Annotated in this window: 13 protein-coding genes; 9 read left to right on the top strand and 4 right to left on the bottom strand. The window is 59.0% G+C overall.

All coding sequences use genetic code 11. The features are described from left to right. Positions 1 to 6 precede the first annotated feature (6 nt). The 4 genes from HDF15_RS06930 (at position 7) to HDF15_RS06915 (ending at position 9,163) form a co-directional block, all read left to right on the top strand. Complete coding sequence (locus HDF15_RS06930) at positions 7 to 2,223, top strand: TIM-barrel domain-containing protein (protein ID WP_184254018.1); 2,217 nt, start codon at positions 7 to 9, stop codon at positions 2,221 to 2,223. A 25-nt stretch (positions 2,224 to 2,248) separates the two neighbouring features. Continuing rightward, positions 2,249 to 3,925 carry a DUF885 family protein gene (locus tag HDF15_RS06925; RefSeq protein ID WP_184254015.1) on the top strand — a complete coding sequence of 559 codons (1,677 nt, stop codon included), beginning with the start codon at positions 2,249 to 2,251 and terminating at the stop codon, positions 3,923 to 3,925. A 391-nt stretch (positions 3,926 to 4,316) separates the two neighbouring features. Continuing rightward, positions 4,317 to 6,887 (top strand): DPP IV N-terminal domain-containing protein, encoded by a 2,571-nt coding sequence (locus tag HDF15_RS06920; RefSeq protein WP_184254013.1) that lies wholly within the window; start codon positions 4,317 to 4,319, stop codon positions 6,885 to 6,887. A gap of 8 nt (positions 6,888 to 6,895) precedes the next feature. Continuing rightward, on the top strand, positions 6,896 to 9,163 hold the full coding sequence (locus tag HDF15_RS06915; RefSeq protein WP_184254011.1) for a hypothetical protein: 2,268 nt from the start codon (positions 6,896 to 6,898) through the stop codon (positions 9,161 to 9,163). Positions 9,164 to 9,313: 150 nt separating this feature from the next. Here the strand turns inward: HDF15_RS06915 and arsB are convergent, their stop codons facing one another. Together arsB and HDF15_RS06905 are read right to left on the bottom strand one after the other, a co-directional pair. Continuing rightward, the gene (arsB, locus tag HDF15_RS06910) at positions 9,314 to 10,432 is read right to left on the bottom strand and encodes an ACR3 family arsenite efflux transporter (RefSeq protein ID WP_184254009.1); all 1,119 of its coding nucleotides are present in this window, start codon (positions 10,430 to 10,432) and stop codon (positions 9,314 to 9,316) included. Further along, positions 10,432 to 10,845 (bottom strand): metalloregulator ArsR/SmtB family transcription factor, encoded by a 414-nt coding sequence (locus HDF15_RS06905; protein ID WP_260330904.1) that lies wholly within the window; start codon positions 10,843 to 10,845, stop codon positions 10,432 to 10,434. The genes arsB and HDF15_RS06905 overlap by 1 nt, the downstream gene beginning before the upstream one ends. Before the next feature lie 77 nt (positions 10,846 to 10,922). On the opposite strand from HDF15_RS06905, the gene arsM reads away from it, so the two are divergent. The 4 genes from arsM (at position 10,923) to HDF15_RS06885 (ending at position 14,607) form a co-directional block, all read left to right on the top strand. Further along, complete coding sequence (gene arsM, locus HDF15_RS06900; protein WP_184254005.1) at positions 10,923 to 11,810, top strand: arsenite methyltransferase; 888 nt, start codon at positions 10,923 to 10,925, stop codon at positions 11,808 to 11,810. A 22-nt stretch (positions 11,811 to 11,832) separates the two neighbouring features. Continuing rightward, positions 11,833 to 12,303 (top strand): arsenate reductase ArsC, encoded by a 471-nt coding sequence (locus tag HDF15_RS06895; RefSeq protein WP_184254003.1) that lies wholly within the window; start codon positions 11,833 to 11,835, stop codon positions 12,301 to 12,303. Between the two features lie 148 nt (positions 12,304 to 12,451). Continuing rightward, positions 12,452 to 13,396, top strand: a complete 945-nt coding sequence (locus HDF15_RS06890; RefSeq protein ID WP_184254001.1) for a DUF2157 domain-containing protein — start codon at positions 12,452 to 12,454, stop codon at positions 13,394 to 13,396. Continuing rightward, entirely contained in the window at positions 13,393 to 14,607 is a 1,215-nt protein-coding gene (locus HDF15_RS06885; protein WP_184253999.1) for a hypothetical protein, read from the top strand. The genes HDF15_RS06890 and HDF15_RS06885 overlap by 4 nt, the downstream gene beginning before the upstream one ends. A 25-nt stretch (positions 14,608 to 14,632) precedes the next feature. On the opposite strand, the gene HDF15_RS06880 is transcribed toward HDF15_RS06885, so the two are convergent. Both HDF15_RS06880 and HDF15_RS06875 read right to left on the bottom strand, forming a co-directional pair. Continuing rightward, positions 14,633 to 15,301 (bottom strand): rhomboid family intramembrane serine protease, encoded by a 669-nt coding sequence (locus HDF15_RS06880; protein WP_184253997.1) that lies wholly within the window; start codon positions 15,299 to 15,301, stop codon positions 14,633 to 14,635. Between the two features lie 79 nt (positions 15,302 to 15,380). Continuing rightward, positions 15,381 to 16,379 (bottom strand): aldo/keto reductase, encoded by a 999-nt coding sequence (locus HDF15_RS06875; protein WP_184253995.1) that lies wholly within the window; start codon positions 16,377 to 16,379, stop codon positions 15,381 to 15,383. A 62-nt stretch (positions 16,380 to 16,441) separates the two neighbouring features. Here HDF15_RS06875 and HDF15_RS06870 point away from each other — a divergent pair, with 62 nt between their 5' ends. Further along, positions 16,442 to 18,115, top strand: coding sequence for a M1 family metallopeptidase (locus HDF15_RS06870; protein WP_184253993.1), 1,674 nt, complete (start codon positions 16,442 to 16,444; stop codon positions 18,113 to 18,115). The last annotated feature ends 149 nt before the right edge of the window (positions 18,116 to 18,264 follow it).

Genomic DNA, 18,264 nt, shown 5'->3' with positions numbered 1-18,264 from the left:
TTCTCCATGAAAAAGCACTCGCGCAGGTCGGTCGTGGCAGGGTTGGGCGCTGTATCCGCAGGAGTGCTGCTGCGGCAGCGATTTACCTGGGCTGAGTTGCTTGCGCCCTCCGCCGTTGCAACAGGCTCCGTTGGGATGGACGTGACGATCACGTCCGTCACAGATTCCACCTTGAGGATTTCGATTGCAGCGGTCGATGAGACGCTGGATCGCTACTACGAGGACGGCAGCATCGCTCCGCGTACCTTTGCGAAGCCCATGCTTACGCTCCGCACGGACGCCGCAGGGCAGAGTATTCCGTGGGGCGAGTACACGGTGCGCATCGCTACGGGACCGCTGAAGATCGCGGTAGAACATTCGCAGCGCGGCGTCATCCAGGAGCTCGTCTTTCGCCCGGACCTCAACCAGATCGGCTTCGGCTACAACAACGCGCCGGTCTACGGCATGGGTCCCGGCGTTCATCCGATGGATCGCCGCGGCGTGAAGGACATGATGCGCAACGGCGCAGGCGACAACCTGCGGATCTTCGGCGCTCGCAATCCCATTCCGTGGGTCATGGGCAAGGGCTGGGGACTTTACTTCCACGAGCCCGGCGGCCAGTTCGATCTCTCCGGCGACACCGGAATCTTCAAGCCGAGCGATGTCGCGCGCGGCCAGGACCTCTACCTCTGCGTCTCGCCGACACCGGCCGGACTCCTTCGCCAATATGCGGAGATCACCGGCTTCCCTCACCTTCCGGCCAAATGGACGCTCGGCTTTCAGCAGTCGCATCGAACGATCGACAGCCGCGAACAGATCCTCGACGAGGCCCGAACGTTTCGCGAGAAGAAGCTGCCGTGCGATGCGGTGATCTATCTCGGAACGGGCTTCTGTCCCTCGGGATGGAACACAGGGCACGGCTCGTTCGTGTTCAACAAGACGGTCTTTCCCGATCCTGAAAAGATCCTCAGCGAGTTCCATGACCTGCACTTCAACGTGGTCCTGCACGTGGTGAACCCGCCGGAGAATCTGCACGGCAAGGTGGACGACACAGGCTCTGCCGCAGCGGTGCCGGGAGACGCGGCGAACTACTGGCAGCAGCATGTGCCGTTCGTGAAGATGGGCGTGGATGGATGGTGGCCGGATGAGGGCGATGTGCTGCCCGTGCCTTCACGGCTGGTTCGCAACCGGATGTACTGGGAGGGCGGCCGCCTCACCGCTCCGGACAAGCGACCGTTCGCGCTGCATCGCAATTGCTATGCCGGGATTCAGCGCTGGGGCTGGCTGTGGTCCGGCGATACGTTCTCCACGTGGAAGACGCTGGAGACGCAGATCATGATGGGCATCAATGCCGGCCTGAGCGGCGTTCCCTACTGGGGCACAGACATCGGCGGCTTTGTCCCGACGAAAGAGTTCACTGCGGAGCTGTTCGTGCGATGGTTCCAGTTCGGCGCCTTCTGTCCCTCGTTCCGCTGCCACGGGCGCACCTGGCAACTGCGCCGTCCCTGGGGCTGGAATACGGGAAGCTACGGCGAATCGGAGATGGGAGCCAACGCCGAGGCGTTCCTGCCGAAGCCCGAAGAGCTGCATAATGCCGCGGTCGAACCTATCTGCCGCAAGTATCTCAACACCCGCTCGCAGCTTATGCCGTATCTCTACTCCGCGACCTGGGAGACGCACAAGACGGGCATCCCGCTCATCCGCAGCCTCGGGCTCTCGTTCCCGGAAGACCAGACCGCCTGGGCGACCGCCGATGCTTACCTCTTCGGACCGAGCTTGTTGGTTGCGCCGGTGTTCGAGCCGGGAGTGACGGAGCGCAAGGTCTATCTTCCCGCAGGCGAGTGGTACGACTTCTGGACAGCCAAGCCTATTGATGGCGGCAAAGCCATAACCGTGCAGGCTCCGCTTGAGGCGCTGCCTCTCTTCGTTCGCGCCGGAGCGATCATTCCTACAGGGCCGGTGAAACAGTATGTTGCCGAGCACTCCACCGAACCGGTTCACCTGACGATCTATCCGGGAGCCGACGGCAGCTTTCAGCTCTATGACGATGACGGTTTGAGTTTCGCTTATGAGAAGGGGGCATTCTCGATCATTAATTTGAAGTGGGACGACGCAAAGCGAACGCTGCACTACAGCGTCGCGCACGGTGGTCTTGCCGCAGCGAAGGAGTTGACCGTTTCGCTCGCGGGCGGTGTAGCAAAAACGATCATGCCTCATCCAGCTCCGCAGACAGTAGTGCTTTAAACGATTCCGGGGCATTGAGATATCTATGCGACTGAAGTTCCTTGCGACCATCGCCTTGCTTGCTACCTTCGGCCCCGCAGCTCACGCGGAGACGCTGCAAGACTTCGCCAAAGATTTCTGGACGTGGCGCGCGCAGGAGCAGCCCTTTAGCACCGACGATATTCCCAGGCTCGATCGCCCCGCGAATCTCGTCATCGACTGGTCGCCGCGAGCCATCACTCGCTACCGCGCCCAACTCCTCCGCTTCGAAACGCGCTTCGCGAACCTCGCAGATCCCGCAGCGCCCATCGCGCAGCAGGTGGACTACCGCCTTATGGGTTCCGCGCTGGCTCGCGTGCACTGGGAGCTGGATATCGACGCACGCTGGCAGCGCGACCCGAGCTTCTACATCGACCAGACACTCGGCGCGCTTTACCTTCCCCTGCTGCCTCCACCGCCATTTTCTGCCGAGCGACAGGATGAATTAGCCGCACGGCTAGCATCGTTTCCGGCGACACTCGATGCAGCCCGCAAGAACCTCACCGACATGCGCAAGCCGTTCGCAGACCTTGCCATCGAACAACTCGCGGACATCGCGCCTCGTCTCCGCACCGTCATCTCGGAGGTCGAGCCGCAGCTCGACGCGGAACATGCCCGCGCGCTGGAAGCCTCTCTCCCCGCAGCAACAAAGAGCCTCGAAGACTTTCGCGCCTGGCTCCAGCAGCAGCACATCGCGAAGACAGAGACGGCGATCGGCCGCGACAACTACCTCTACTTTCTGCGCCAGATCGCGCTCATGCCCTACACGCCGGAGCAGATGCTGCTGATGGCCCAACAGGAGCTCCACCGCACCCTCGCAGTCGCCGCTTACGATACGGCCCGCGACGACAAGACGCAGCCGCTGCCGGTCTTCAAGTCCACAGAAGAGCATATGCAGCGGGAACAGTCCGATGAACTGGCGATCCGCGCCTACCTGCAGTCCCATCACATCCTGACCGTTCCTACCTGGGTCAAGCACTATCGCAATCTTCCGCTGCCGGCGTATGTCGCACCGCTTGAAGACCTGTCCCCAACCGACGACCTCACCTCGCCGCTACGCCTCGACCAGGACGGCACCAGCTATATCGCCGCCATCCACCCCGGCCCGCAAGGCTTCTTCGGGACGTCGCTCGACCCGCGGCCCATCATCCTTCATGAGGGTGTGCCGGGCCACTACTTCCAGAAGGTGCTGAGCTTCGCCAATCCGGACCTCATCCGCACACACTTCTACGACTCGGGCCCTAACGAAGGAATCGGCTTCTACTCCGAGGAGATGATGCTGCAGGCCGGCCTCTTCGACCGCGACCCCGGCACCCGCCGCCTGATCTACAACTTCATGAAGCTGCGCGCCCTACGCGTTGAAGTAGATGTAAAGCTCGCGCTCGGCGAGTTCACGATGGCGCAGGCGATGGAGTACATGACGAAGACTGTCCCCATGAGTTCGCACACGGCGCATGACGAAGTCGCACTGTTTGCCACGGCCCCTGGACAAGCGATGACCTACCAGATCGGCAAACTGCAGATCATCGGTCTGCTCGCGGATGTAAAGCAAAAACAGGGAGACAGCTTCTCGCTTCAGCGCTTCCACGATTTCGTCTGGCTCAACGGCAATGTACCGCTCTCGCTCCAGCGCTGGGAGCTGCTCCATGACCCCGTGGATGTTCCGGCACTTAAGCTGCGTTGATCGATCCCGTTGTTGCTTCTGCCTTTCTGGTTTGTCATTCCGAGCGCAGCGAGCGAATCTGCTTTCTCCCGTTTTCTCCGATGCCAGCACGAACGTTATGCGCTGATGCAATCTATGGCTTCCCATCTTGCCCAGGTGTTTCTGGGTGATACGGGCGAAGAGCGGGAGGAAGCAGATTCGCTCGCTGCGCTCGAAATGACAAACCAGAAAAGCAAAGGCAAGAGGCAGCAGAGGCCATCGAAACAAAGACGCACCCTTCAAACAACAGCTACCGCGCAAACCTTACCACCATCCCTCCCTGCTCCATCCGCTCCCCAACGCCAAACCGGATATCTCACTTTGGATACAATCATGTATACTTCACAAAAATAACCGGTTCCCGGGAGCCACCATGCGTACGCTGCACCTCCGCCCTCTTACCGCCACAGCCTTCTGCCTCTTCTCCCTCGCCCCCTTCCTCCACGCGCAAGGAACCTTAGCGGACTACCAGAGAGCTCATGACCTGCGGTTGAAGTCGCGCGATCTCGTGGTGAACACACCCGGGACGATGGCCTGGATCAACAACACCGACCACTTCTGGTACCCGAAGTCGGTCAAGGGCGGCACGGAGTTCGTCCTGGTCCATGCGGACGCCGGCGAAAAGAAGCCCGCCTTCGATCAGGAGAAGCTGGCCGCCGCGATCTCCAAGGCTGTCGGAAAACCGTACACCGCGCTCAAGCTGCCGTTCGCTCCGAGACAGGAACGTCCCGGCGCGCGTCCTATGCCGGAAGCACCTGGAACCACCGCGCCTCTGACGTTCGTCGATGACGAACACGCGATCCAGTTCGGCACCGAAGGTTCGCTGTACAAGTGCACTCTCTCCGACTACACCTGCACCAAGACAGGCCCCATTCCGCGCCCCGGTCGTGAGGGGCGTCCGGCGCCTGAGGACCAGTCGCTGCTCAACCCCGAGGCCAGCCTCGAAGGTCCCGGCGGAGATCCAGTCGATGGGCTCGAGTACCATCCGCCCGCTCCGCAGGATGACGACGAAGGCCACTATGAAGCGAGGCAGCCTGCCTGCGCGCCAACGCCGCATCCGCAGGATCACCCCCAGGGGCGCAGGGAACGCGCGGGAGTCGGCTCGCAGTTGCTGGGTCAGCTTCCACCCGAGCCACCTGAGGTCTGCACCTCGTTCGACGGCAACTACGAGGCGTTCGTACAGAACTTCAACGTCTTCATCAAGCCCAAGGGCGATAAGCCTGCCTATCCCATCAGCTTCGATGGCTCGGAGGGCAACTACTACTCGCTGCGTTCGTTCGCCTGGTCTCCGGACTCGAAGAAACTCGTCGCGTATCACACGCGTCCCGGCTACGATCGCGAGGTCACGTACATCGAGTCCTCGCCGGCCGACCAGATCCAGCCCAAGCACAGCACCATTCACTACAACAAACCAGGCGATACCCTCGACATCGCCTACCCTGCCCTCTTCGACGTCACCACTAAACAGCAGACAGACATCGACCCCGCGCTCTTTCCCAATCCCTACGACATCAGCGAGCCTGTGTGGTGGAAGGACGGTCGCGGCTTCACCTTCGAGTACAACCAGCGCGGCCACCAGGCGTATACCGTCATCGAGGTCGATGGGAAGACCGGCAAGGCACGGCCACTGATCTCGGAGCAGACCAAGACGTTCTTCTACTACAGCAACCTGGGCCCGGGACTCTCCGCGGGCAGAAAATACCGGCATGACATCAACGACGGCAAGGAGATCATCTGGGCTTCCGAGCGCGATGGATGGGAGCACCTCTACCTCTACGACGGAGTGACCGGCAAGGTAAAAAATCAGATCACCAAGGGCGACTGGCTGGTCCGCAACGTGGACTGGGTCGACGATGCCAAGCGGCAGATCTACTTTGAAACCGGTGGCATCGTTCCCGGCCAGGATCCCTACTTCACCCAGCTCTACCGCATCAACTTCGACGGCACCGGCCTCACCAGGTTCACCGACGCCGACGGCATGCATTCGGTCAGCTTCTCGCACGATCACAAGTTCTATATCGACACCTGGCAGCGCGTGGACCTCGCTCCGGTCGCACAACTGCGCAGGACCGAAGACCAGAAGGTCGTTCTCGATCTCGACAAGGGCGACACCTCCGCACTGGTCGCGGCGGGCTTCAAGTTTCCCGAGGTCTTCGTCGCCAAGGGACGCGATGGAAAGACCGATATCTGGGGCACCATCACCCGGCCTTTGAACTTCGATCCTTCGAAAAAGTATCCGGTGATCGAAGACATCTACGCCGGTCCGCAGGGCTCGTTCGTGCCAAAGACGTTCACCCCTGTGGCATCGGATCAGGCGTTGGCGGAACTCGGTTTCATCGTCGTCCATATCGACGGCATGGGCACGAGCAATCGCTCCAAGGCCTTCCACGATGTCGCGTACAAGAACCTCGGCGACGCCGGCTTCCCGGACCGCATCCTCTGGCATAAGGCCGTCGCCGCGAAGTATCCGTACTACGACATCTCGCGCGTCGGCATCTTCGGCACATCAGCCGGCGGCCAGAGTTCGCTGGGCGGAGTGCTCTTCCATCCGGAGTTCTACAAGGTGGTCGTCACCAACAGCGGTTGCCATGACAACCGCATGGACAAGATCTGGTGGAACGAGCAGTGGATGGGCTGGCCGCTCGGGCCGCAGTACGCCGCATCGTCGAACGTCGATAATGCGTACCGCCTACAGGGCAAGGCGCTGATCGTCATCGGCGAGATGGACACCAACGTCGATCCCGCGTCGTCGCTGCAGGTAGTCAACGCGCTGGTCAAAGCACATAAGCACTTCGACATGCTCTACATCCCCGGTCAGAACCATGGCGTCGGCATTCTCAGCGATGAGCACTATCGCGATGACTACTTCGTGCACAACCTGCTTGGCGTAGAGCCGCCGGACTGGAACAAGGTCTCGCTGGCTGCCGAGCCCACTGAAAATTGAGGTGTTTCATGAGCTGTAATCGGAACCAGAATCTTCTGCGGGCCGGACTCCTGGCCTGCGTGGCGCTTAGCTCTATCGGTGTCCAGGCACAGTATCGGCAGGAGCCTGGACACTCCATCGGCACCGTCACCACACAGGGCAATCTCATCGTCCTTACGCTGGATGAAGATGTGCTGGGGAAGGCGAATCTCTTCGACCTGGCCCATCACACCCTGCGGTTTACCCCCGAAGGTTCGCGCTATCGTGTGGAGGCCGTTCCTGTAAAGTGGGACTCCGAGTTTGGCACGGAGATGTCTGGAGCCGAGGAGAACCTCAAAGGTTTTGCCTTCCCCTTCTCCGGCAAAGCATGGAACACCTTTTCCGTTGGCGTTACGGGGTCTATCGCCTTTGGTGAAGCACCTACGGCAGGCCGGCAATCCATCGCCGAACCTAATCGCTCGGGCGGCCTGATGATCGACCGTTTCGCCGAACTCAAGCAGGCCGGTTCGTCCATCATCAACACGGTCCCCGCCATCAGCGTCTTCTTTAAGCCACGCCTCTCCGGCAAGCGTTACCTCAAGGAGACCGCAGACCGCGCCGTCATCACCTGGAGCCTGACCGAACCCATCGGCGGTGTACAGGACATGTACTGGACGCCGACTGTGAACCGCTTTCAGGCAGTCCTCTACAAGGACGGTACGATCGAGCTCAACTACGACGACGTCCACGCCGAAGACGCCATCGTCGGCGTATACCCCGTGGTCACGACCGGCAAAGAGACTGCGATCGCCACCGTTCCCGCTACGGAAAACGCGGCCATTGCCGCCAACCTCAACATCAAGAGCCTGAAGGTCTCCGCTGTCGACGGTCTGTTTCTCAAGCTGGACATCGAGACCCGTGGCCCCATCCTTCCTGAGACCGATCCCACCGCCATGGGCATCGCCTACCGCGTCTGCATCGACCGCAACAAGCCCACAGCAGACTGCACGCCGAACTCCGATACCTCATGGACCATCCAAGCCGGCGGAGGACGCCGCAATCGTGGCGGAGCGCCTCACTACATTGCGTTCGGCCCCGGCGTGCTGCCCGCAGTCAAGGTCAGCGGAGACACGATCTCCATGCAGGGGACGCTGCCCGCCGGATACAAGCCTGGCGACCAGATCTTCCTCTCCGCCGCAGTGCAATCTCCCGGAATGCCTCCGGTCATCGCTGATCGCGTCTCGCCACATCCCATCAAGCTCGCCGGTATCGCCAGCCCGGAGGTGGATCTTTCTACGTTGGAGAAGAAGGACGGCCCGTTCGCCGTCGCCTTCGAATCGTTCCACTACATGAAGCCGCCGCGCGCAGTCGATCTCACCTGCTCCATCATCAAGGCGCTGGGTGACAACTTCGATATGCTCGCGTACTACTCGGACTTCCGCATCGACAATCCCGAGGCGGGCACCTCCAGCAATGGGCCACTCGGGGGTGGGCCGAACGGCGGCGCCGTCACAGGTATCGGCGCCGAACAGCGCAATCTTGCCGCCTACTGCACGCAGGGACGTTTTCAGTGGCAGTTCATCCAGCCCGTCTACGTCGGTGCGAACCAGATGCAGGAGTATCCGCCCGACGGTCTCAACGAGACGAGCATCCACAACGTCGCGGCGTACACGCATCAACTCGCCGAGCGTACGGCGAACGGCAAGATCCCGCCTTACGATTACGCGATGTCGCAGATCGGGCATGAGATGGGGCACCGCTGGGCTGCTTTCGTTTCTGCGAAGGTTGGCAGCGAGACCATCGACCTCGGCCCCACTCATTGGGCTCGAGGGCTACAGGCGCCGGTTGCCTTTCCCTACCAGCGTCCTACTGAAGCCTCTGCCATGGGCGGCGGTGTATGGCAGGACAACTTCGACGGCACCTTCACCCAGCTCGATGACGACTACTATGTGCCCGCCACCGGCTGGTCGTACCTCGACCTCTACCTCATGGGCATGATCTCGCCTGCCGAGGTTCCGGACTTCTTCATCCTGCGCAACATGGTGCCCACGGGCCACGATGCCAACGGCCACGCGATCTTCAAGGCTGACCGCACCAAGGTCACCATCCAGGACGTCATCGCCGCGGAGGGACCTCGCCTGCCTGCGGTCGATCAGGCGCAGAAGAAGTTCAACACCGGGATGGTGATGGTGGTCGAGCACGGCAAGCAGCCGAGCCCGAAGCTCATCGAAAGCGTCACTGGAATACGCGAACGTTGGATGGACTACTGGACCACGACCACCGGCCATCGCTCCACCATGACAGCCGATCCAAAATAATCAGGAGCAAACAAAGACCCTGGAGCATAGCCTGCTCCAGGGTCTTGATGCGTGGCGGAGAGGCGGTCGATCTCCTGCAACTCTTCGTGCCATAGGGCGCGCTATCAAACTGCCCCTGGAGCGAAGTCCAGAAGCAGTTTGATGACACGTCTATGGAACACTTTCTACGGAGTGGGCCTGAACCCTCTTCATCTCTGTGCTGAAGTACCGGCGTCGCATCCAGAACGCAACATTAACCAATCCAATAAGCGCTGGGACCTCTATGAGAGGACCCACCACTCCCACAAAAGCCTCGCCCGAGTTCAGGCCGAAGACAGCGACTGCGACCGCAATCGCCAGCTCAAAGTTGTTCCCGGCAGCGGTAAAGGACAGCGTTGCGGACTGCGCGTAGTCCGCTCCCAGCTTCCTGCCCATCCAGAAGCTCATCAGGAACATGACGACGAAGTAGATGACGAGTGGGATAGCGATCTTGACCACATCGAGCGGCAGCCGCACAATCAGGTCGCCTTTGAGCGAGAACATGACGAGGATCGTGAACAGCAGCGCCACAAGCGTGAGAGGGCTGATGCGAGGAATAAAACGCGTTCGATACCACACCTCGCCCTTCGCTTGAATCAGGACGTAGCGAGTAAGAAAACCAGCAACGAATGGAACGCCAAGGTAAAGGCCGACGCTCCTTGCAATCTGTCCGATACCGATAGGAACGATACTTCCCTCTAAGCCAAACCACTTTGGAAGAACAGCCAGAAACAACCAGGCATAGAGGCTGTAAAAGAGCACCTGAAACACGCTGTTGATCGCTACGAGCCCAGCAACATAATCCGTATCCCCTTCGGCAAGTTCATTCCAGACCAGAACCATGGCAATGCAACGGGCGATGCCGATCAGGATCAGACCACGCATATAGGCAGGCTCGCCCTTGAGAAAGACGATCGCCAGGAGGAACATCAGTATCGGCCCAATGATCCAGTTCTGCACAAGAGACAGACCGAGAACACGCTTGTTGCGGAAGACCTCACCCAGCTTTTCATACCGAACTTTCGCCAGCGGCGGAAACATCATCACGATGAGGCCGATGGCGATAGGGATATTCGTCGTGCCCGACTGGAAGCGATTGATGAACCCAGCGGAGGACGGAATCAAGTGGCCGAGGGCAACTCCCATCGCCATCGCCAGGAAGATCCAGAGCGTGAGGAATCGATCCAGAAACGAGAGCTTCTTGCGAGCAGCCGGAGTACAGACACGGCCTTGAGTGATAGAAGCTGACACTAGCAAACCTCACAGGATGGAGCTTCGAGCTTGATGGGAGGTGGAGCGCCTTCTAGCAGGACGTATTTCGACGGGGAGCAACAGGCTTTTGTAAGCCGCGCCCTGTCCGTCTGCATTGTCTTTTCTTCTTTCAGCCATCCAAGCGTCTGCTTCAGGATTTGCGTGGCTCCGATGTGCGGCGGCATGACGATGCGATAGTGCATCCACTTACTTTCCCGCCGCGCTGAGACGATCCCGGCGCTACGCAGGTAAGCCAGATGCCGCGAGATCTTCGATTGAGGCCCGCCGAGGATCTCTACAAAGTAGCAAACGCAAATCTCCTGATCGCCCATGAGGTTCAGCAGCCGGAGCCGCGTGTGATCGCCAAGAGCCTGAAAGAACCGTTCCACGTTATACGTCTGTTTCACAGCCATAGACTTATATATACGCATTGACGTATATGAAAGCAAGCCATATAGTCGCCTAAGCAGATATTTTCCAGGAGATGCTTATGTCGGAACAGCTATTGGATTCGGTGAAGTCGAAGTATGGGGCGGTCGCTGAAAGCACATTGTCCAACGACCATGCAGGCGTGAAAGCGGTTGCGGAAGCATTTGGTTATAGTGCCGACGAACTAACCTCCATTCCGGCAGGAGCCAACATGGGCCTTTCCTGTGGCAACCCCACGGCAACCGCTCATTTGAGGCCGGGCGAGGTAGTCGTCGATCTCGGCTCTGGCGGCGGCCTTGACGTATTTCTCGCCTCGAAGATGGTCGGTCCTGAAGGCCGCGCCATTGGCATCGACATGACGACAGCGATGATCGAACGATCGCGAGAGAATGCACAGAAAGGCGGGTACACCAATGTGCAGTTCTTTCAGTCCACCATTGACCAGATCCCGCTTCCGAATGCCTCAGTCGATTGCGTTATCTCTAACTGCGTCATCAATCTTGCACCGGACAAACCCGCTGTCTTCCACGAGATCGCTCGCGTGCTCAAGCCTGGTGGCAGGGTCGCCTTGAGTGACATCGCGCTGAAACACGATCTTCCCGAGGCAGTAGCTCAGAGTATGGCAGCCTATGTTGGCTGCATCGCCGGAGCCATCCGGATTGACGACTACCGTGCAGGCTTACTCGCGGCTGGATTCCAGCACGTTGAGATCGTAGACAGTGCAGCCGACCTGAATGCATATGCCAAGGTTGAAAATCAGGCGGGCTGCTGCTCGCCAGGTATGGTCTCCGGAAACTCACTTCAGGTCATCGAAGACACTTGCTGCACACCTGCGTCCGTCGAGCCTTCCCTACACGAGGAACTGACTACGCTTCTTTCGCAGTACGACGTGAACGAAGCCGCAGCCAGCGTTAAGGTTTACGCCATCAAGCCCGCGGCTGCCCAGTAACGCTTGCGTATCAGGAGACATCATGCAAACGGTCATCTTCGCCTGCGTTCACAATGCCGGTCGCTCTCAGATGGCAGCGGCCTTCTTCAATCTGCTTGCCGATCCCTCCGAGGCACGGGCAGTCTCAGCAGGAACTGCGCCCGCATTGCGTGTCCATCCCGAGGTCCTTGAGGTCATGAAAGAGATGGGAATCGATCTAAGCGAAACCAGACCCCAGAAGCTCACCGATGAACTGGCGCGGCAGGGTCAGTTGCTCATCACCATGGGCTGTGGGGATCAATGCCCCTACGTTCCGGGACTTCGACGAGATGACTGGCCCTTGCCCGATCCTAAAGGCCGGTCGATCGAAGAGGTGCGCAACGTACGGAATGAAATTCGTACCCGCGTGTATGACTTGCTAAAAGCTGAAGGCCTATCGCTGGCCGAGTCGCTGCATGGACGAGCCGGACCTCCACCCGATCATTCAGGAGCAAACAAAGACCCTGGAGCATAGCGCTCCAGGGTCTTGATGCGTGGCGGAGAATCTAATTGCCTAAAATCGGACTTTCGAAACTACTCGGTCCCTCGTGAGCCGACATGTAATATCGGAATCGAACGCTGAGCACAGACATGCTACTCCACGTCCGGAGAATGAAAGCGCCATGACTATCCTTGCTCGCCTGGAGCTCTGGAAGGAGCAAGGGACAATATCGAGTGAGCAGCAGGCTCATTTAGCGAGCCTCTATCGAGGAGAACCCTTCTCGCTCTCGCTCGAGCTTAACCTTCTCCTCTATGCAGGTGTGTTGGCGTTCGTTGCCGGACTTGGCTGGACTATCTCCACATGGTCGCAGCAACTCGGTGATGTACTCGTCCTGGCCATTCTCTCCATCCTCCTCACCGCCTCCTTTTGGTATTGCTTTTCCCGGGCGTCAGCCTGGTCGGCCGCGGAGACGGCTGCACCGACTCCGATCTTCGACTATGTCCTCTATCTCGGCAGCCTCGTCTGGTGCGTAGAACTCGCTTACCTGGAGAACCGTTTCCACGTCCTTTCCGGGCAATGGGATCTCTATCTCCTGGCCACGGCCCTCCTCTTCTTCTTCCTTGCCTATCGTTTCGACAATCGCTTCGTGCTGTCTCTCGCGTTGTCCTCACTCGCCGGATGGTTCGGGCTCAGGATCTCGCATTGGCTGTCTCATCAAGACGCGGCCTACCGGCAATTTGCGTTGCTCTACAGCCTGCTGGTCGGTGTAGCGGGCGCGATTCTCCAGCGCCTCAAACTGAAGCCGCATTTCTTTGGCACATATCTGAATATCGCCACCAATGTCCTCTTATGGGCAATCCTTTCCGGGGTCTTTGAGCGGGAAGGCAATGGCCTGTGGCTTGTCTTTCTGCTGATCGCATGTGGTTCGTCTCTTGCCTGGGGCCTGAAGCGCCGCGAGTTTGCCTTTGTTGCCTATGCCGCCGTTTACGGCTACGTGGGAGTCAGCTCGCTGCTCATCCGCAACGCCTCCGACTTCACCTTTATTTTGGCCTACTTCACGATCACCGCAATCGCAATGATCGTGATGCTTGTCCAGATCGCGCGTCACTTTGGGAGGCCGGAGTGAGAATCTACACGGACTTGAACGAAGAGTCTCTGCGCGCCCACAAACTCCTGACGCAGTGGACCGACGACGGCTTCCTCAACAAGGAGCAGTACCAGCGCCTTGAACAAGACACGGTCTCCGACCTGCGCACCACGAATATCTTTTTGAGGCTGGTACTTTTCTTCTTCACCATCCTCGGCGTAGCCGCCGCGGTCGCGCTCTTCTTCGTGATCTTTCTTTCGCGGCCATCGGAACAGACCACAGGCATATGGTTATTGGTCTTCGCTGCTATCTCCTACACGGCCGCCGAGGTCGCCGTAGCCCAGGCCCGTCTGTATCGCTACGGGATCGAGGAAGCACTCGCCGTCTGTTCGGTTGCTTTTCTGTGCGCAGGACTGGCTTTCTTTTCTTTCAGTGGCACTCCCAACTCCTCGCGCGAGATTCAGCTTATGGTTTCCGCCGTTGGCGCCATGGCTTCGCTCTGGATCTGGTATCGCTTCAATCTGTGGTACGCATTTCCCGCCGCGATGATCTTCGCCATCTTCCTGCCCGTCTACTGGACCCCCTCTCCCTCGGCGCAGCATATCTTCATCTCAGTGCTGTATGCAGCCGGACTGATCTGTATAGTTCCCATTCGCTCCCGCCACCGCTTCGATTACCTTGAAGATTCGTACTCGCTCTCTGAGGCGTTTCTGTGGCTCGGTATATACCTGATCCTGAACCTCAAGATTTCAGCTTTGGGCTTGCCCTCACAGTGGTGGAGCAACACGTGGCTCACCTCGGAGTTCGCAGTCCCGTTCTACTGGGCGACGTGGGTGCTCACATGGTGCCTGCCGCCCCTCATACTCACACGCGGCGTTCGCCAGAAGGATCGCTTCATCATCGCGGTGGGCGCGATGACTGCCGTCCTCACCCTTGCCACCAACAAACCATACCTCGGCTGGCAGCGGCATACCTGGGACCCGATGCTTCTCGGTATAGCACTAACTGGCGTTGCATTGTTCCTTCGACGCTGGCTCGCTCAGGGGCCGGGCGGAGTTCGCCACGGTTTTACGGCTGCACATCTGTCGGGGAAGGACAAACACGCGATGGGCGTCGGCTCTGCCGTACTCGGCCTGATAACACCTCAATCCATAACGCCAACGCCACAAACGCCAACCCCGCACCCAACCGGTCCGGACTCTCGGTTTGGAGGAGGATCGGGAGGCGGCGGCGCTAGCGGCGATTTTTAAAGCTTCGCCCTGACTAGCGTTGTGTCTAGGCTGGCCGGGTAGGAGAGGTGGAGTTAGGCTGCGCGAGTGCCATAGCGCGCGGCCGTATCAGCAACATCCCGACGACAAACCCGGTGACTAAACCACCGAAGTGGGCGGAAAGGTCTGTCGTTCTCGTGATGGAACCATAGACGACGTTGTAGAGAACGAAGATTCCTGCTGACTTGGCAATGCTCTTCGTTACCGCTGGGTCGAGCGATCGTCGATTTCTGAGGAGAAAACCGAACACTGCTCCGTACAGGCCGAAGATGGCGCCGGAGGCGCCTGCGCCGACCACCATCGGATGCACCCAAACACTTACGAGACTGCCTCCGAGGCCTGCGAAGAAGTAAATCAGCAGATAGCGTGTGCGTCCGAAGGCCATTTCAATAAACGGCCCTATCTGGAAGAGCACATACATATTGAAGCCGATATGGATGATGCCGAAGTGAAGAAAGCAGGAGGTGAGCAGACGCCACCATTGATGTGCGCCTACGGTGAGCGGGCCGAAGTCCCCACCCCAGTTCGCGACGTCGAGGGCTGTGGGCTCGGTGAAGGAGACGCCGCTTGCCACCATGGCGGCAAAGACCAGAACATTGATCGCGATCAGGGCGTAGGTAACCGCGTAGGGACTGGGGGTGCGGGGCAGGCGTTTGGTAATGGCGGTGTGATCCATGTGTCTACAGTTCTAGCATTGCCGGGGGCTTGGGACGGGGATGGGTGGGGTATGCAGCGCCACAACCTCCTCCATCGGATCATTCAGGAGCAAACAAAGATCCTGGAGCATAGCGTGCTCCAGGGTCTTGATGCATTGCGGAGATGCGGTCTATCTCCTCCAACTCCTCGAACGTCCACTCGACCTGCATAGCCGCGACATTCTCTTCGAGATGTCTCTGCCGGCGAGTTCCCGGAATCGCGAAGATACTGTTGCCCTTCGCCAGGATCCATGACAATGCAAGCTGTGACAGTGTGATCTGTTTCCGCGAGGCCGACTCCGCGAGGCTCTGAAGAAACTTTTCGTTTCGCGCAAGGCTCTCTGCCTGGAATCTAGGCAACGAGCGGCGAAAGTCCTGTTGAGGCAGTTCGTTCGTTGCGAGTGCACCGGAGAAGAACCCACGGCCCAAAGGCGCGAAGGCGACAAAAGACACTCCAAGCTCACGGCAGGCTGGCAGAATCTCCCGCTCGGGCTCACGGCACCAGAGAGAGTATTCGGATTGCACCGTAGCGATGGGATGAATCGCGTGGGCACGACGGAGCTGTTCGACAGAGACCTCCGAGAGGCCAACGCCGCGGATCTTTCCCTCAACTACCAGTTCCGCCATGGCACCCACCGTATCCTCGATGGGGATATTGGGGTCGACCCGATGCAGCGTATAGAGATCGATCCTCTCGATGCCCAGGCGCTTCAGGCTACCTTCGACGGTCTGGCGCACGTACGCTGGAGACGCGTCGCGGCGAACCACCCTCCCTGTGTCGTCACAGACAAAGCCGAACTTGGTGGCGACCACCGCGTGGTCTCTGCGTCCGCGAAGGGCCTGGCCGACCAGCAACTCATTCTGGCCCGCGCCGTAGATGTCCGCCGTATCGAGCAGACTGCAGCCAAGATCGAGCGCGCGGTGCAGCGTCGCGACGGCCTCCGCCGGGTCGGCAGGACCATACGCATTGGACAATCCGAAGCAGCCGAAACCCAGGCCCGCTGCTTCAAGACCGGTCGAACCGAGTTTGCGTTGAGTGGAAATAGCAGGCAGTCGCATAAAATTAGCTTTCGATGCATTTAATGTATACGATTATGGATTCTCTATGTACAGTAAACAACATGCGATCGTATAGCGTTCCCCTGTTTGGCCTCGCCCTTTTGCTGATCTTTTCCACAGTCCGGGTCACCGCCCAGGTCACTCCGGCCGTGAGCGCGACCGCTCCGCCTGCACTTTCAGGCGGCGATACGCTGCTTGGGAGCTACGGTCCCTACCGCGCAAACAACGACCTGCTGTACTACCACCTCGACGTACGCGTAGATCCGGTCAAGCAGTACTTGAGCGGATCGAATGCGATTCGGTTTCGCATGCTTGAAGATGGAACGCGCATCCAGTTAGACCTGGTGCCGACGTTTCAGATCGACGGTATCTCGCTGGAGAACCCGAAGGGCAAGCCGACGCCCCTGGCGTACAAGCGCATCGCCGGCCGCTCGATCTACATCGACTTCCCTCACACCCTGCGCAAGGGACAGGTGTACACCGTCGACTTCCGCTACTCAGGACATCCCGCCGAGATGGGACGCTTCGGCGGTTTCGTATTCCGCAAAGATCCCATGGGCAGGCCGCTCGTAAACACGGCGTGCGAAGAAGAGGGAGCGAGCGTATGGTGGCCGAACAAAGACCAGTGGCGCGATGAAGTCGAGTCCATGGACATCAGCGTGGAAGCTCCCAATGAATTCACGGAAGTATCGGGAGGCCGCTTCCAGGGCAAGACCGATCTGCACGATGGCTACACGCGCTGGGATTGGAAGGTGCAATATCCGATCAACAACTATGATGTCTCGCTCAACATCGGGACCTACACACACTTCAGCGACACCTATAACAACCTGAGTCTCGACTACTACGTCTTTCCCGAAGACCTCGATAAGGCGAAGCGCCAGTTCGTGCAGGTGAAGGACATGCTGAAGGCCTACGAGCATTACTTCGGCGAATATCCCTTTCCGAAAGATGGCTACAAGCTCGTGGAAGCGCTGTATTCAGGTGTCGAAAACCAGACGGCGATTACCTACGGCAACCACTTTGAGAATGGCTACCTTGGACGACCGAAGACAGGCATCGGCACGTGGTTCGACTTCATCATCATTCACGAGAGCGCGCATGAGTGGTTCGGCAACAGCATCACGGCGCTCGATCGTTCGGACATGTGGATTCACGAGGGCTGGGCAAACTACTGCGAGAGCCTCTTTGTGGAATACATGTGGGGAAAGAAGAACGGGCTGATCTATCTCAACACCGGAAAAGACGGCGTGAAGAATGCGATGCCCGTGATCGCGGCGGAAAACATCTATGCAACGCCACCGGTGGACCAGTACAAGAAGGGCGCACTGTTTCTCAATACTCTGCGGAGTGTCGTGAACAATGATGACGAGTGGTTCAAGCTGCTTCACGACTACTATCAGCACTTCAAGTATCAGACGATCATGACGACAGACATGATCGCATTCTTCAATCAGCAGACGGGTCTGGAACTGACACCGATCTTCAATGAATATCTACGGCACGCTGCGATTCCGACCCTGGAACTCAAGTTCGATGAATCGGCTCACACCGTGTCGTACAAATGGGATGCAGAGGAGCCGGGTTTCGCCATGCCGATACGCGTCGGCAAGAGCAGCGACTGGCAGATGGTGCAGCCCTCAACAACGGAGTGGAAAACACTTTCAACACCGCTGACGAAGGATGAGTTCGAAGTCGCAACCGATCTCTACTATGTCAATGTTCGCAAGCAGTAGCTTTTGCCGTTGTCTCTGAGATAGGCCCGGGCTTTAGCCCGGGCATGATGGCACAAACACGAAGGGGGCTTTAGCCCCTGGGATAAGCCTTCCTGTCCCTCGGCATTTCTGCCTGCCGAGACGAGGGCCAATCCCAGGGGCTGAAGCCC

It is taken from the genome of Granulicella mallensis (assembly GCF_014203225.1).
Lineage (GTDB): Bacteria > Acidobacteriota > Terriglobia > Terriglobales > Acidobacteriaceae > Granulicella > Granulicella mallensis_A.
This window is presented reverse-complemented; position numbering and strand designations above follow the sequence as displayed.

Excerpts from the sequence above, each read along its gene's own strand:
- HDF15_RS06930 (WP_184254018.1), top strand. The coding sequence starts at position 7 with ATGAAAAAGCACTCGCGCAGGTCGGTCGTGGCAGGGTTGGGCGCTGTA.
- HDF15_RS06925 (WP_184254015.1), top strand. The coding sequence starts at position 2,249 with ATGCGACTGAAGTTCCTTGCGACCATCGCCTTGCTTGCTACCTTCGGC.
- HDF15_RS06920 (WP_184254013.1), top strand. The coding sequence starts at position 4,317 with ATGCGTACGCTGCACCTCCGCCCTCTTACCGCCACAGCCTTCTGCCTC.
- HDF15_RS06915 (WP_184254011.1), top strand. The coding sequence starts at position 6,896 with ATGAGCTGTAATCGGAACCAGAATCTTCTGCGGGCCGGACTCCTGGCC.
- HDF15_RS06905 (WP_260330904.1), bottom strand. The coding sequence starts at position 10,845 with ATGGCTGTGAAACAGACGTATAACGTGGAACGGTTCTTTCAGGCTCTT.
- arsM (WP_184254005.1), top strand. The coding sequence starts at position 10,923 with ATGTCGGAACAGCTATTGGATTCGGTGAAGTCGAAGTATGGGGCGGTC.
- HDF15_RS06895 (WP_184254003.1), top strand. The coding sequence starts at position 11,833 with ATGCAAACGGTCATCTTCGCCTGCGTTCACAATGCCGGTCGCTCTCAG.
- HDF15_RS06890 (WP_184254001.1), top strand. The coding sequence starts at position 12,452 with ATGACTATCCTTGCTCGCCTGGAGCTCTGGAAGGAGCAAGGGACAATA.
- HDF15_RS06880 (WP_184253997.1), bottom strand. The coding sequence starts at position 15,301 with ATGGATCACACCGCCATTACCAAACGCCTGCCCCGCACCCCCAGTCCC.
- HDF15_RS06875 (WP_184253995.1), bottom strand. The coding sequence starts at position 16,379 with ATGCGACTGCCTGCTATTTCCACTCAACGCAAACTCGGTTCGACCGGT.
- HDF15_RS06870 (WP_184253993.1), top strand. The coding sequence starts at position 16,442 with ATGCGATCGTATAGCGTTCCCCTGTTTGGCCTCGCCCTTTTGCTGATC.